Source organism: Phenylobacterium sp. (genome assembly GCF_036264965.1).
GTDB lineage: Bacteria > Pseudomonadota > Alphaproteobacteria > Caulobacterales > Caulobacteraceae > Phenylobacterium.
The window spans coordinates 1-13,194 of sequence record NZ_DATAPY010000064.1 but is presented as its reverse complement, the minus strand read 5'-3'; the positions used below and the strand labels follow the sequence as shown (position 1 = coordinate 13,194).

The 13,194-nt window shown below is 69.4% G+C and carries 14 protein-coding genes and 1 other RNA gene; 8 read left to right on the top strand and 7 right to left on the bottom strand.

The annotated features are described in order from the left end of the window. Positions 1-277: 277 nt before the first annotated feature. The 3 genes from VHS75_RS09070 to tkt form a co-directional block, all read right to left on the bottom strand. Positions 278-1,450: an IS4 family transposase gene (locus tag VHS75_RS09070; RefSeq protein WP_329638289.1), complete on the bottom strand. Its 1,173-nt coding sequence runs from the start codon at positions 1,448-1,450 to the stop codon at positions 278-280. Positions 1,451-1,682: 232 nt separating this feature from the next. Beyond that, entirely contained in the window at positions 1,683-2,876 is a 1,194-nt protein-coding gene (purT, locus tag VHS75_RS09065; protein WP_329638288.1) for a formate-dependent phosphoribosylglycinamide formyltransferase, read from the bottom strand. Positions 2,877-2,887: 11 nt separating this feature from the next. After that, positions 2,888-4,858 (bottom strand): transketolase, encoded by a 1,971-nt coding sequence (tkt, locus tag VHS75_RS09060; RefSeq protein ID WP_329638287.1) that lies wholly within the window; start codon positions 4,856-4,858, stop codon positions 2,888-2,890. 136 nt (positions 4,859-4,994) lie between these two features. Between tkt and VHS75_RS09055 the strand changes: the two genes are divergently transcribed. The 6 genes from VHS75_RS09055 to VHS75_RS09030 all read left to right on the top strand — a co-directional run bounded on the left by VHS75_RS09055 (position 4,995) and on the right by VHS75_RS09030 (position 7,765). Then, a complete protein-coding gene (locus VHS75_RS09055; protein WP_329638286.1) occupies positions 4,995-5,285 on the top strand; it encodes a DUF4164 family protein in 291 nt (96 codons plus the stop codon). Positions 5,286-5,289: 4 nt separating this feature from the next. After that, complete coding sequence (locus VHS75_RS09050; protein ID WP_329638285.1) at positions 5,290-5,622, top strand: cell division protein ZapA; 333 nt, start codon at positions 5,290-5,292, stop codon at positions 5,620-5,622. A gap of 50 nt (positions 5,623-5,672) precedes the next feature. Next, entirely contained in the window at positions 5,673-6,071 is a 399-nt protein-coding gene (locus VHS75_RS09045) for a hypothetical protein (protein ID WP_329638284.1), read from the top strand. A 51-nt stretch (positions 6,072-6,122) separates the two neighbouring features. After that, positions 6,123-6,283, top strand: a non-coding RNA gene (gene ssrS, locus VHS75_RS09040) — 6S RNA. Positions 6,284-6,326: 43 nt separating this feature from the next. Further along, positions 6,327-6,932: a 5-formyltetrahydrofolate cyclo-ligase gene (locus tag VHS75_RS09035; RefSeq protein ID WP_329638283.1), complete on the top strand. Its 606-nt coding sequence runs from the start codon at positions 6,327-6,329 to the stop codon at positions 6,930-6,932. Next, positions 6,929-7,765 carry a TIGR00282 family metallophosphoesterase gene (locus tag VHS75_RS09030; protein ID WP_329638282.1) on the top strand — a complete coding sequence of 279 codons (837 nt, stop codon included), beginning with the start codon at positions 6,929-6,931 and terminating at the stop codon, positions 7,763-7,765. Before VHS75_RS09035 ends, VHS75_RS09030 begins: the two co-directional genes overlap by 4 nt. 8 nt (positions 7,766-7,773) lie before the next feature. Here VHS75_RS09030 and VHS75_RS09025 read toward each other — a convergent pair whose 3' ends face one another. Further along, positions 7,774-8,574 carry a hypothetical protein gene (locus VHS75_RS09025; protein WP_329638281.1) on the bottom strand — a complete coding sequence of 267 codons (801 nt, stop codon included), beginning with the start codon at positions 8,572-8,574 and terminating at the stop codon, positions 7,774-7,776. Positions 8,575-8,717: 143 nt separating this feature from the next. Here VHS75_RS09025 and VHS75_RS09020 point away from each other — a divergent pair, with 143 nt between their 5' ends. Then, positions 8,718-9,083 (top strand): phage holin family protein, encoded by a 366-nt coding sequence (locus tag VHS75_RS09020; RefSeq protein WP_329638280.1) that lies wholly within the window; start codon positions 8,718-8,720, stop codon positions 9,081-9,083. A gap of 130 nt (positions 9,084-9,213) precedes the next feature. Here the strand turns inward: VHS75_RS09020 and VHS75_RS09015 are convergent, their stop codons facing one another. Continuing rightward, a complete protein-coding gene (locus VHS75_RS09015) occupies positions 9,214-10,407 on the bottom strand; it encodes a CoA transferase (RefSeq protein ID WP_329638279.1) in 1,194 nt (397 codons plus the stop codon). Positions 10,408-10,483: 76 nt separating this feature from the next. Then, entirely contained in the window at positions 10,484-11,104 is a 621-nt protein-coding gene (locus tag VHS75_RS09010) for a ParB-like protein (protein ID WP_329638278.1), read from the bottom strand. Between the two features lie 36 nt (positions 11,105-11,140). Between VHS75_RS09010 and VHS75_RS09005 the strand changes: the two genes are divergently transcribed. Beyond that, on the top strand, positions 11,141-11,833 hold the full coding sequence (locus VHS75_RS09005; RefSeq protein WP_329638277.1) for an MgtC/SapB family protein: 693 nt from the start codon (positions 11,141-11,143) through the stop codon (positions 11,831-11,833). A 325-nt stretch (positions 11,834-12,158) separates the two neighbouring features. Here VHS75_RS09005 and groEL read toward each other — a convergent pair. Next, positions 12,159-13,194, bottom strand: a 1,036-nt coding sequence (gene groEL / locus VHS75_RS09000; protein WP_329638276.1) for a chaperonin GroEL, incomplete at its 5' end; no start/stop codon positions are given.

Here is a 13,194-nt window from a genome sequence, read left to right as displayed (position 1 = left end):
CGTTGTAACGGCGCGGGTCGGGTATCTCACCCAGGATCTCAACAACCGGCATCCGGGCTCCACATCTCTGCAAAGCCCACAAAGAAGCCAACACGATCCCAGCCGCAACACCTTCAGCTACTCACATGCGATTCCCCTGCCCTTAATGGGGAGGGTGGCCGAGCCAAAAGCGAGGTCGGGTGGGGAAGTCTGGGCCAGAACTCCGAAGGCGGCGCTTGGACGCGGTTCCCCACCCTGACCGCTTCGCGGTCTGTCCCTCCCCATTAAGCTACCGGATTCACACATCTTGGTAGCTGGCGTGGAGTCGGGTGCCCTGCTTGGCGGCTTGGAAGTAGAGCCAGCCCTCGAGCATGACGATGGGGCCGGGTTTTCCGTAGTAGCCGGTCCACCCTCCGAGGCGGGCGCAGACCCACGCGCCGTAGGCGAGGGAGCCCTTGGGATGGGGGTTCTTCTGTCGCTGGGTCTTGCCTTCGAGCTTGGCGCAGAAGGCTTCCAGCAGGGGCTGGTCATCCGGTTCGAAGGCGTCGGTGATCGGGCGCAGCGGTCCGGGCGCGGCTTGACCGTCGCGGGCATGGACCAGTTGCTGGACGGTGACGGCGGCGACGAGGGTGGCCATGACCAGGTTGCGCAGGGGCGCCTCCTCCTCGACGAGCAAGCCTTCGATGTCGAAGCCGCGGGTCTTCAGGGTGCGGAACAGCTGCTCGATGGCCCAGCGCCGGCGATAGAGGTCGGCGACAGCCAAGGCCTCGATGGCGTTGGTGACGGCGTGCGTGGTCATCAGCCGCCAGTGGACAGCGGGCTCGCCGGGCGGCGGGGTCTCCTCGCGCACATCGACCATGGACACCGCGAGGCTCTTGGGACCTTCAGGCGCGCCGTTCCGGGGCCGGGCGACCTGGGCCGTCGTGAAGCGGACCGCCACCTTGGCCTGGCGCGCCCTGCGGCCCGGCTTGGCCGGCAGGTCCAGCTCGGCCCGGCCGGCGACCGGCAAGGCGTCGACTTGCTCAAACAGCCGGCCGCCGTCCTCCAAGGCTCGGTCGTGGGCCGCCCGCACAAGAAGATCAGCCTCGGCCGGACGGTCCGCGAAGGCCTGGAAGATGTCGTTCTCCCGGTCGCCGATCACCGTCAACCGCGCCGCCGAGCGGCAGACCTCGGCCGAGCGGCGGGTCCCGTCCAGCCAGCGCTGGCTCTCCTTCTCGGCGACCGGCTTGGACCTGCGCTCGGCCTTCTTGCCTTGGGTCCGGCTCAGGAAGCTGGCGTGGGTCAGCCCCAGGATTGCGCCGCTCTCCGCGTCCACCGCCAGAACCGAGTGCAGGTAGAGCCCGCCGCCGCCCTCGGAGCGCACCACCGTGGTGTCCTGGATCGCCAAGACGTGACGACCCGCGCAGCGCAGCCCCGTCCGAGACGCCGCCTCCGTCACCATCGCCGCCGGCGTCACGGCGGCATTGCGCAACAGCCGCGTCAGGCGGATCTCTCCAGCCCGATCCCCGCCCAAGCGGCGAATCCGAACCTGCCGTCCGCCCGTCTCCACAAGGCGGGCATGCAAGAAGGCCCCCCTTTTTCCAGGCGGCGGTCGCCAAACCGCCACAGCGCAAACTCCGACATCAAAGCCTCCCGACTGATCAACAGACGGAATCAGACCTCTCGCTCGCCTGCAAACTGAGATGTGGAATGCCGTAGCCCCACTAAGGGAGGGAAGGCTTGACCTTACTCGCCGCCTCGGTGGCCCTCGCTCGCGCCGTCTCAGTGTCCCCGGCCCGCGCCAGCGCCACGCCCATGCGACGGCGCAAGAAGCTCTCCGGCTTGCCGAACAAACGCAGGTCTACGCCCGGGACGGCCAGGGCTTCGGCGACGCCGTCGAAGGCGACGCCCGTCGCTTCCAGGCCGCCATAGATCACCGCGCTGGCGCCCGGTTCGCGCATGGCCACGTCCACCGGCAGGCCCAGGATGGCGCGGGCGTGGATGGCGAACTCGCTCTGGTATTGGGTGACGAGCGTCACCAGGCCGGTGTCGTGCGGCCGTGGGCTGACCTCGGAGAACCAGACCTCGTCGCCCTTCACGAACAACTCGACGCCGAACAACCCCAGGCCGCCGAGCGCGTCGGTGACCCTGGCGGCGATGTCGCGGGCGGCCTTCAGCGCGGCCGGGCTCATGGCCTGCGGCTGCCAGCTCTCCACATAGTCGCCCTTCACCTGGCGATGGCCGATGGGCTCGCAGAAGCCGGTGACGACCTCGCCGTCCGACAGGCTGCGGACGGTGAGCTGGGTGATCTCGAAGTCGAAGTCGACGCGGCCCTCGACGATGACCCGGGCCTGCTCCACCCGGCCGCTTTCCAGCGCATAGCGCCAGGCCGCGGCGATCCCGTCCGGGCCCTCGACGTAGGACTGGCCCTTGCCGGAGGAACTCATCACCGGCTTGACGAAGCAGGGGAAGCCCACGGCCTGCGCGCCCGCCGCCAGTTCGGCCTCGGTCGAGGCGAAGGCGTAGGCGCTGGTGGGCAGGCCGAGCTCCTCGGCGGCCAGCCGGCGGATGCCCTCGCGGTTCATCGTCAGCTGGGCGGCACGGGCGGTCGGGATCACCGTGGCCAGGCCCGCGGCCTCGATGGCCGCCAGCTCATCGGTGGCGATGGCCTCGATCTCCGGCACGATCAGGTGCGGCCGCTCGGCCTCGACGAGCGCCCGCAACGCAGCGGCATCGGTCATGGCGATGACGTGGGAGCGGTGCGCCACCTGCATGGCCGGCGCATTGGCGTAGCGGTCGACGGCGATCACCTCGCAGCCCAGCCGCTGCAGCTCGATCGCCACCTCCTTACCGAGCTCGCCCGAGCCGAGGAGCATCACCTTGACCGCGGTCGGCGAAAGCGGGGTGCCGAGACGCATCCGACCTACGCCTAGAGCTTCGCCTTGGCGGCGGCGGCCACCGCCTCGGCGGTGATGCCGAAGTGCTTGTAGAGCACCTCGGCGGGCGCGCTGGCGCCGAAGCCGGTCATGCCGACGAAGGCGCCGTCCTCGCCGATGAACCGCTCCCAGCCCATCTTGATCCCGGCGTCCACCGCGACCCGCACATCGGTCTCGCCAATCACCTGGGCTTGGTAGTCAGCGGGCTGGGCGTCGAACAGCTCCCAGCAGGGCGTCGAGACCACCCGGGCGCCGACGCCGTCGGCTTCCAGCAGGTCGCGGGCGGCCATGGCGACGCCAACTTCCGAGCCGCAGGCGAAGATGGTGACCTGGGCGGGAAGGCTGGCGCCGGCCAACTGATAGGCGCCGCGGGCCGAGAGGTTCTCGCCGGCCACGGTCGTGCGGACCGCAGGGACCTTCTGGCGGGAGAGCGCCATCACCGAGGGCGCCTTGGTCGACTCCAGCGCCAGCTTCCAGCACTCCGCCGCCTCCACCGCGTCGGCCGGGCGGAAGACGTTGAGGTTCGGGATCGCGCGCAGGGCGGCCACATGTTCCACCGGCTGGTGGGTCGGCCCATCCTCGCCGACGCCGATCGAGTCGTGGGTCATCACGTGGATCACCCGGATGCCCATGAGGGCCCCCAGGCGGATCGCCGGGCGGCTGTAGTCGGAGAACACCAGGAAGGTCCCTGAATAGGGGATCACCCCACCGTGCAGAGCCATGCCGTTCATGGCCGCCGCCATGCCGAACTCGCGCACCCCATAGTGGACGTAGCGGCCGGCGTAGTCGGGCAGGTCGAAGGCGCCCATGCCCTTGACGATGGTGTTGTTGGAGCCAGTCAGGTCGGCTGAGCCGCCGACCATCTCCGGGATCGCCGGGACCAGTTCGGCCAGCGCCGCGCCGGAGTGCTGGCGGGTGGCGGCGGCCGGCTTCTCAGCCTCGGCCTTGGCGATGTGGGCGTCGACCCCGGCGAAGGCGCCTTCGGGCAGGTCGCCCGCCATGGCGCGCTCGAACTCGGCCTTCAGGTCGGAGGCGGCGAGCTTGGCCTCCCAGGCCTTGCGCACCCTGGCGCTCTTGCGGCCGGCGGCGCGCCAGGGCTTCAGCACCTCATCGGGCACGGTGAAGGGCTCGGCGGTCCAGCCCATAGCCGCGCGCGCCGCAGCGATCTCTGGGTCGAACAGGGTGTAGCCGTGGCTGTGGGGATCGCCTTCCTTGGGGCCCGCGCCCTTGGAGATCTTGGTCTTGCAGGCGATCAGGCTGGGCTTGTCCTGCCGGGTCGCCCAGCGCAGGGCCGCGGCGATCTTCGCGAAGTCGTGGCCGTCGACCGCCTTCACCGCCCAGCCGGCGGCCTTGAACCGGGCCAGCTGGTCGCCGGTCTCGGAGATCGTCGCCTCGCCGTCGATGGTGGTGTTGTTGTCGTCGAACAGCACCGTCAGCTTGGCGAGCTTGAAACGGCCCGCCAGACTGATCGCCTCGTGGCTGACGCCCTCCATCAGGCAGCCGTCGCCGGCCACCACCCAGGTTCGGTGATCGACCAGGCCGTCGCCGAAGCGGGCCGCCACATGCCGCTCGGCCATGGCCATGCCCACCGCCGTCGCCAGGCCCTGGCCCAGCGGGCCGGTGGTCGTCTCCACGCCCGGCGTGTGGCCGTACTCCGGGTGGCCAGGGGTGTTGGAGCCGAGCTGCCGGAAGTTCTTGATCTGCTCCATGGTGACCGCCTTCACCCCCGTCAGGTGCAGCAGGCTGTAGAGCAGCATCGAGCCGTGACCGGCCGACAGTACGAAGCGGTCGCGGTCGGCCCAGTCCGGGCGGGCGGCGTCGTACTTCAGGAACTTCGTGAACAGGACCGTGGCCACGTCGGCCATGCCCATCGGCATGCCCTGGTGCCCGGATTTTGCTCTGTGCACCGCATCCATCGAAAGCGCGCGGATGGCGTTGGCCATGGATTGGAGGGGCGCAGGCATGGGCGTCAGTTCGTCCGGCGTTAAGGAATGGCGGCGGGGTCGCACGCGGGCGCGGACGGGTCAAGGAATGGCCACCTGATCGCCCTTCGCAAGGCGGCCGACGCAGGTCTATAGATAGGACCACAGGAGAACAGCGATGAGCGGCGGTGAAAGCGCCCTGGACCTGGCGGCCCGGCGGCTTGAACAAGCGGTGCATGTCCTGGAACAGCGGCTGGCGCAGAGGCTGAAGACCGCGGGCGATGCGGTCGGCGGCCTGTTCGACCAGGATCGCGCCAACCTGGCGTCACAACTGGACGAGGCCCGCGCCCGCGAGCGCGAGCTGGAAACCGCCGGCGCCGAGGCTTCGGCCGCGCTGGGCCGCGCCATCGTCGAGATCCGCGCCGCGCTGAACGGCTCCGCCCCGCCGCATTCCTCGACGGAGCACTAAGGCGATGGCCCAGATCAGCGTCGAGGTGAACGGCCGGCCCTACGCCGTCGGCTGCGAGGACGGGCAGGAAGCGCACCTGATCGAGCTGGCCAAGATGTTCGACCACCAGGTCCGCCAGGTCGGCCAGGACATGGGCCAGCTTGGCGACACCCGTCTCTTCCTGATGGGCGCCCTGCTGCTCGCAGACGAACTGGCCGACGCCCGCGGCCGCCTCGCCGCCCTGCAGACCGAGGCCGCGCGCCTGCAGTCCGACCGCTCCCGCGTCGAGACCCGCGCGGTCCTGGCCCTGGACAACGCCGCCAAGCGCATCGAGAAACTGGCCAGCGAAGAGGCGTAAGCGCCGCCTTCCGACCGTGCTAAGCTCGCGCATCAGGATGGAGCGCGACCATGGCTTCTCTCGATAGCGTGCGGGCCGGCGGCCTCTTCTCCGGCGACAGCTGGGTCTGGTGGCAGGCGCGCCGCCTTCGCTACAACCTCGTCCTCGCGGCCGGCGGCTGGATCGCCTATGCGGCGGCGATCGGACTGAACTACGCCTTCGGCCATCCGGTCTGGAAAGACTGGCGCGGCGGCCTGGGCATGACGCTCTTCCTCGGGACCGCCTTTCTGGTGGTCATGGGGATCGCCAATGTCGCCTATCTGCTGGGTCCCGCAGTGGAGGGCTGGGCGAGACCGGCCGACGTCGATCACTACCGCCGCAACGCCTACGCCATGGGGCTCTGGGGTTCGTTCGCCGTGCCGTTCGTCTTCCCGCTGGTCCAGCTGGCGATGCTGATCGCCAACAGCTGACGCGGCTTCGCTTGAGAACCCGTCGCCGCGGGCCTACATTGCTAAGCGGCGGGTCTGCTGCGGCCCACGTCGAAGGCGACATATTCCAGCGACCTTAATTCACTCATAGGGAGCTGTCCCTGCTCGTGACCGTGGTTGCGAGCACACGGCGCCCACCTGGTCTACCAGGTCGAGGGAATGAAACAGTCCTTCACGGTTCTCGCGGCGCCGCCACCGTTTCCCCCTAAGTCATTCTTTTGTGCGTAGGATCGGGCCGTGACCAAGCCGCTCGACAAGAAGGCGCTGCGCCGGGAAATGCGCATCCTGCGCCGCCGCTTGCTGGATGAAACGCCGGACGCGGCGCGTCGCGCGGCGCTGAAGCTGCCGGTCTCCCGTTTCAGCCGGTTCAGCATCGTAGGCGCCTATTGCGCCCAGGGGACCGAGCTCGATCCGGGGCCGATCCTGCAGGCCATCATCGAGCTGAACCCGGACCGCGCCCAGGCGGCCCTACCGGTCGCGGTCGACAAGACCTCGGCGCTGCGCTTCCGGCTTTGGCGACCGGAAGATCCCCTGAAGCCGGACGTCTACGGCATCCCCTCGCCGATGCCCTCGGCGCCGGAGGTGCTGCCCAACCTGCTGATCACGCCCTTGCTGGCGTTCGACAGGCATGGCGGGCGGCTCGGCCAGGGCGGCGGCCATTACGACCGCACGCTGAAGGCCCTTCGCCGGCAGCGGCCGGTTTTCGTACTCGGCGTGGCCTTCGCCGGCCAGGAAATCGACGAGGTGCCCACCGACGCCCACGACCAGCGACTCGACGCCATCGTGACGGAGACGGAATTCATAGAAGTGGCTAGAGAAGCCCCCATGAAAGCCCCGAGATGAGATTTGCCTTTTTTGGAGACGTGGTCGGGCGCGCGGGCCGCGACGGCCTGGCCGACCACCTGCCGGGCTTGCGCAAACGGCTGGGCCTGGAGTTCGTGATCGTCAACGCCGAGAACGCCGCGGCCGGCTTCGGCATCACCGAGTCCACGGCGCGCGAGCTGTTCGAGGCCGGCGCCGATGCGCTCACCCTCGGCAACCACTCCTGGGACCAGAAGGAGGCGCTGACCTATATCGTGCGCGAGCCGCGGCTGATCCGGCCGTTGAATTATTCCGCCTTCTCCGACGCGCCGGGCCGCGGCGCGCAATTGTTCGAGACCGCCGGCGGCAAGCAGATCCTGGTGATCAACCTGCTCGGCCGAGTCCACATGGACTCGCTCGACGACCCCTTCGCCGCCGTCGACAAGGAGCTGGAGGCCTGCCCGCTGAGCGCGGTCGCCGACGCCATAGTGGTCGACATGCATGCCGAGGCCACCTCGGAGAAGATGGCCATGGGCCACTTCTGCGACGGCCGCGCCAGCCTGGTGGTGGGCACCCACACCCATGTACCGACCGCCGACTGCCAGATCCTCACCGGCGGCACCGCCTACCAGACCGACGCCGGCGCCTGCGCCGACTACGACAGCGTGATCGGCAACCAGAAGGAAGAGCCCCTGCGGCGCTTCACCACCCGCATCTCCGGCGGCCGCTACAAGCCCGCCGAGGGCCCGGCCACGGTCTGCGGCGTCTTCGTGGAGACCGACAACGCCACCGGCCTCGCCCGCCGCGTCGAGCCGATCCGTATCGGCGGGCGGCTGAGTGAGACGGTGCCTGCTGTCGAGGCCGTTAGCGTCTAGCTCAAACCCTACGGCTTGGCCGGCGCAGCCTTCTGATCCTTGGGCTGGATCTTGGTGAGGCTTTCGCGGGTCAGGCGGCCGGTCTTCAGGTGATCCAGCTTGGCGAAGCGGCGGTCGGTCATGGCCATCCACTCGGCGAGCGTCACCTTGCCGTCGAGGTCGGCGTCGGCGGCGGCGATCGGCTGCGGCTCGTTCAGCAGCGAATAACGCGCGGCGCCCTCGCGGCCGGCGCCCTTGATCGGGCGGTTGGCCTGGTCGGCCAGCATCTGGGCCGGGTCGCTGCTGCTCCCGACGCCGCCACGTCCGCCCATCCCGCCGCCGACGCCGCCGGGACCGCCCACGGGCCCCGCGCCGCCATCGTCGCGCGGATTGCCGACGCGGCGGCTGCGCCGCTGTTGCGGCTCGGGACCTTCGTCGAAGCCCATGACCCCGATCTCGGGCACGATCGTGCGCTCGTAGGTCTGCATCTCGATGCCGTCGATCACCCCATCGCCATTGGCGTCGAGCACCTTGAAGGAGTGCAGGGCGTCGGCGCGGAACTCCGCCAGGTCGATCGAGCCATCGTGGTCGGTGTCCACCTGGGCGATCCAGCGGCCGAGGCCGTCGTCGCCGCGGAATGGCTCGCCGGAGGGGCTGATGAACAGCTTCACGCGCGCCGGTCGGGGCCCGCCGGCGCCGGGGCCGTCGCCATCCTCCGAACCGCCGCGCGCGCGATGGCCGCCCGGCCCGCCGGGACCGTGGCGCGGCTCGTCCGACGCGCAGGCGCTCAAGGTCAGCAACAGCGCCGGCAGCAGAAGACGTCGGATCATGGGGCCTCTCGAAAAGTCATGTTACGCCACCTAGACCGCCCGGCTGCGGCCAAATTGCGCCGCCAGCATGTCCGGCGCGAAACCCTTCCCCAGGACGCCCAGACAGGTTCTAGTCGGCAAGCTTAACGACAATCGGAGGCGTCATGCTCGCCAAATTCATCGTCCGCATCATCTTCGGCGCGCTCGGCCTGTGGATCGCCTCCAAGCTCGTGCCCGGCATCTATGTGCGCGACACCACCGCCCTGATCTTCGCCGCGGCCCTGCTGGGGATCGTCAACGCCTTCGTGCGGCCGGTGATCACCATCCTGACCCTGCCGCTGACGATCGTGACGCTGGGCCTGTTCCTGCTGATCGTGAACGCCGCGATGATCGGCCTGGTTTCGATGCTCGTGCCCGGTTTCCACGTTGGCGGCCTGGTTGCCGGCGTGCTGGCGGCGGTCGTCACCGGGATCTGCAGCTGGATCGGCGGCATGCTGCTGCGCGACGACCGGCGCGAGTACCGCCGCTAGGGTTTGGAAGATGCTGCGATGGCAGGGAGTGTCACATGTACCCTCTGCCATCCATTCACCGTGTCAAAGAGCCTAGTTCTCGCTATGTTCACGTTAGGCGATGGACCGGCGAAAGTCGAAGAATTTCGCCCTAGGCCGCGGCGCCGGACGCCATCAGCGCCTCGACCGCCGCGGGATCGTAGCCGGCTTCGGCCAGCACCTCGCGGGTGTGCTCGCCGAGCTTCGGCGCGGGGCCGGCCGGGCCGGTCGGCGTCTGGGGGAAACGCACCGGCGCGGCCGGCGCCCTGAAGCTGCCGCCCCAGCCGTCGGGCATGTCGACGAAGCAGCCGGCCTCATGGGCCTGCGGGTCCTCGATCAGGTCATCCAACGAAGCCATGGGCGCGAAGATGATGTCGGTCGTCCGCATCAGGGCGCAGGCCTCGTCGAGGGTGAGCTTCTCGAATACCCCGTCCAACAGGTCGCGGATCTCGTGCACTACCGCCATGTCGACGATGGGCGCGGCGCAGCGCGGTTCGTCGATCAGGTCGGGCCGGCCGATGGCGCGCATCATCTGCGGGAAGTCGCCCGGCCCGCGCTGGGAGACGCAGATCCAGCGTTCGTCCCGGGTCCGGAAATAGCCGGCGATGGCGCCCGGCCGGCTGTGCCTGGGCTGCGCCGTCAGGGCCTCGCCGTTGCGGAGCTTGATCGAAAGGTCCCAGCCCAGCGCATAGGCGCCGACCCGCATGAGCGCGGTCTCCACCTGGCGGCCCTGGCCGGTGCGGTCGCGATCGTGCAGGGCGGCCAGCACGCCGGACAGCGTCGCCAGCGCCGTCACGTGGTCGCCGAAGCCGGGGCGCGATCCGATCGGCTCGCGGTCCGGCGGATTGATCGCCGAGGCGACGCCGCTGCGGTTCCAGAAGCCGGTCAGGTCGAAGGCGGGCGTGTCGGCGTCGGCGCCGGTCAGGCCATAGCCGGTGACGTTGGCGTAGATCAGCCGCGGCAGTTCGTCCTTCACCGCCTCGTAGTCGAGCCGCGCCCGCTTCAAGGCGCCCGGCCGCACATTGGTGATGAAGACGTCGGCGTCCCGAAGGATGGCGATCAGCGCCGCGCGGCCCTGCGGCTTGCCCACGTCCAGCACCACGCCGCGTTTGCCGCGGTTCTCGTTGGAGAAGATCGGATTGCCGGGGCATTCGGCGGTGTCCGGCCAGAAGGTGCGCGTCGCGTCGCCGGCCGCGCTCTCGATCTTGATCACCGAAGCGCCCCAGTCCGCCATCACCGCCGCACAGCCCGGCCCCGCGATCCAGGTCGACCACTCCACGACCTTCAGGTCCGACAACAGGGGCATGGACGGGTCCTCCGGGTTATGGGCTTGGAGGCGATAGTGGCCGGTGCGCGGCGGCGTGAAAAGCGTGGCCGCCGGCTCAGACGATCGGGTTCGGGCCGCACCAACCCGGGAGATAGCCCGCCGTCTCGTCCTTGGCCAACTTCAGCGCCCGGGTGAGCGCGGCCGCGAAGTTGTCCTCCACCAGGGTGCGCTTCACCCGCCGCCGCAGGAAGTCGGCCCAGATGAACTCGCTGAACGGGGTGATGTCCTTGGCGTAGCCGCCGGCGCGCCGCAGTTCGCCCGCCAGGCTGCGGTAGGGGTCGTCGGTCATGTCGCCGACCGACGACGGAATATCGTCGAAATCGCGCCGGCGGCCTTCGCCGTCGTAGGCGTGGCACCAGTCGCGGTTGTCGAGATAGATCCAGAACTCGCCCTTCTTCAGGGTCCGCAGGTCGGCCACCACATTCACCAGGATATCGGCGACGCCCTCCTCGAGCAGCGCGCGACACAGATGGTGGTGATCGACGATGTAGTGGCGCTCCTTGGGCCCCAGGACCACCGGCACCATGTGTTTGCCCAGGAATTCCGAGCCCTTGTCGCCCGACTGTTCGCGCCATTGCCGGCGCTTGGCGGCGACTTCCCGGAAGCCCACCGTGATCTGGGTGGGCCGCAGGGTCTTGATCGGGATCGGATTGAGTACCGGCTCGCGCACAGACATGGTCAACTCCCGCATCGCTGAGCGGAGGATATGACGATGGCCGCGGTCTATGGGCAAATCCTGGCTGAGCTGGGCGCCGCCTGGCTCGCCGGCGCCCTGATCGGAGCCGAGCGAAGCTACCACGGCCGCGCCGCCGGTTTCCGCACCCACGCGCTGGTGGCGCTCGGGGCCGCCGCGGCGATGATGGTGTCCCTGGCGCCGACCTTCGCGCCCGGCGTCTTTCCCGGCGACGCGCCCCGCCTCGACCCCACCCGCCTGGCGCAGGGGGTGATGGCCGGGATCGGCTTCCTGGGCGCCGGCGTGATCTTCAAGGAGGGGGTCAATGTCCAGGGCCTGACGACGGCCGCCTCGGTCTGGTCGACCGCGGCGATCGGCCTGGTGTTCGGGGTCGGCGCCTTCGTACCGGGCGCGCTGGCGACCGTGGGCGTGCTGACCACGCTGGTGGTCCTGCGCTGGGTCGAGGGCTATCTGCCTTCGCACGTCTACGCTTGGTCGGTCTTCCGGTTCCGCGCGGAGACCGCGCCCGACCAGGCCGCCCTGGAGGCCAGCCTGACGTCGTTCGGCGTCTCCTTGCGCGAGCTCAGCTACTCCCGCTCGCACGACGGGGCGATCCTGGAATTCAGCGGCGCCCTGATGGCCAAACAGGACCGCGCCTTCGACGATCTCGCCGCGCACCTGCGCGACCTGGACGGGCTCGCGGAGTTCGAACTGTCGCGGATCAGCAAGTAGCGGGCGGGTTGGTAAGGGCGGCTTCCTACCTCCCGGTCTGAACACAAAGCGGCGGGAGGGGGACCGCGCCCCGAAGAGGGCGTGGTGGAGGGGGCAAGCTTGGCCCTCCGAGCCGAGAGGCGTCCGGTCGACCCGCCGAGCTGGAGGCTTGCCCTCTCCACCATCGGCTCTTCGGCCGATGGTCCCCCTCCCGCCATTGCTGCCGCAATGGGGGAGGCAAGAAAAAGGGCGGGACCTTTCGATCCCGCCCTCGTCCATTCGGTAGCTCTGGGTCCCCAGCTCGGCCTTCGGGCTTCGCCCTCCGTTGGCCGGGGATGAGCGGGCTTTAGAAGTCCATGTCGCCCATGCCGCCCATGCCGCCGCCGCCGGGCATGCCGCCACCGCCGCCGCCCTTCTTGGGAGCTTCGACGATCGCCGCTTCGGTGGTGATCATCAGGCCGGCGACCGAGGCCGCGTCCTGCAGAGCGGTGCGGACCACCTTGGCCGGGTCGATGACGCCGGCCGTGACCATGTCCACATACTCTTCCGTCTGGGCGTTGAAGCCGAAGGTCGGGGACTTGTTCTCCAGGACCTTGCCAACCACGATCGAGCCTTCGACGCCGGCGTTTTCGGCGATCTGGCGGATCGGGGCCTGCAGGGCGCGGCGCACGATGGCGACGCCGGCTTCCTGGTCGTCGTTGTCACCCTTGAAGCCGTCGAGAACCTTCGAGGCCTTCAGCAGCGCGACGCCGCCGCCGGGGACGATGCCTTCTTCGGCGGCCGCGCGGGTCGCGTTCAGGGCGTCGTCGACGCGGTCCTTCTTTTCCTTCACTTCGATCTCGGTCGAACCGCCGACGCGGACCACCGCGACGCCGCCCGCCAGCTTGGCGAGACGCTCCTGCAGCTTTTCCTTGTCGTAGTCGCTGGTCGTGTCCTCGATCTGCTTCTTGATCTGGCCGATGCGGGCTTCGATGTCCGCCTTCGCGCCGACGCCGTCCACGATGGTGGTGTCGTCCTTGGTGATGGTCACCCGGCGGGCGGTGCCGAGCACCTCGATGCCCACCTGGTCCAGCTTGAGGCCGACCTCGGGCGAGATGACCTGGCCGCCGGTCAGGATCGCGATGTCCTGCAGGGTGGCCTTGCGGCGGTCGCCGAAGCCCGGGGCCTTGACCGCGACCGAGTTGAAGGTGCCGCGGATCTTGTTGACCACCAGGGTGGACAGCGCCTCGCCGTCCACGTCCTCGGCGATGATCAGCAGCGGCTTGCGGGCCTGCGCGACCTTCTCGAGGATCGGCAGCAGGTCCGAGATCGCCGAGATCTTGCCCTGGTTGATCAGGACGTAGGCGTCCTCGAGGACGGCCTCCATGCGCTCCTGGTCGGTG

Coding starts and splice junctions, on each gene's coding strand:
- VHS75_RS09020 (WP_329638280.1), top strand. CDS start 8,718: ATGCTCGCCAAATTCATCGTCCGCATCATCTTCGGCGCGCTCGGCCTG.
- VHS75_RS09055 (WP_329638286.1), top strand. CDS start 4,995: ATGAGCGGCGGTGAAAGCGCCCTGGACCTGGCGGCCCGGCGGCTTGAA.
- VHS75_RS09045 (WP_329638284.1), top strand. CDS start 5,673: ATGGCTTCTCTCGATAGCGTGCGGGCCGGCGGCCTCTTCTCCGGCGAC.
- VHS75_RS09015 (WP_329638279.1), bottom strand. CDS start 10,407: ATGCCCCTGTTGTCGGACCTGAAGGTCGTGGAGTGGTCGACCTGGATC.
- VHS75_RS09025 (WP_329638281.1), bottom strand. CDS start 8,574: ATGATCCGACGTCTTCTGCTGCCGGCGCTGTTGCTGACCTTGAGCGCC.
- VHS75_RS09005 (WP_329638277.1), top strand. CDS start 11,141: ATGGCCGCGGTCTATGGGCAAATCCTGGCTGAGCTGGGCGCCGCCTGG.
- VHS75_RS09050 (WP_329638285.1), top strand. CDS start 5,290: ATGGCCCAGATCAGCGTCGAGGTGAACGGCCGGCCCTACGCCGTCGGC.
- purT (WP_329638288.1), bottom strand. CDS start 2,876: ATGCGTCTCGGCACCCCGCTTTCGCCGACCGCGGTCAAGGTGATGCTC.
- tkt (WP_329638287.1), bottom strand. CDS start 4,858: ATGCCTGCGCCCCTCCAATCCATGGCCAACGCCATCCGCGCGCTTTCG.
- VHS75_RS09030 (WP_329638282.1), top strand. CDS start 6,929: ATGAGATTTGCCTTTTTTGGAGACGTGGTCGGGCGCGCGGGCCGCGAC.
- VHS75_RS09010 (WP_329638278.1), bottom strand. CDS start 11,104: ATGTCTGTGCGCGAGCCGGTACTCAATCCGATCCCGATCAAGACCCTG.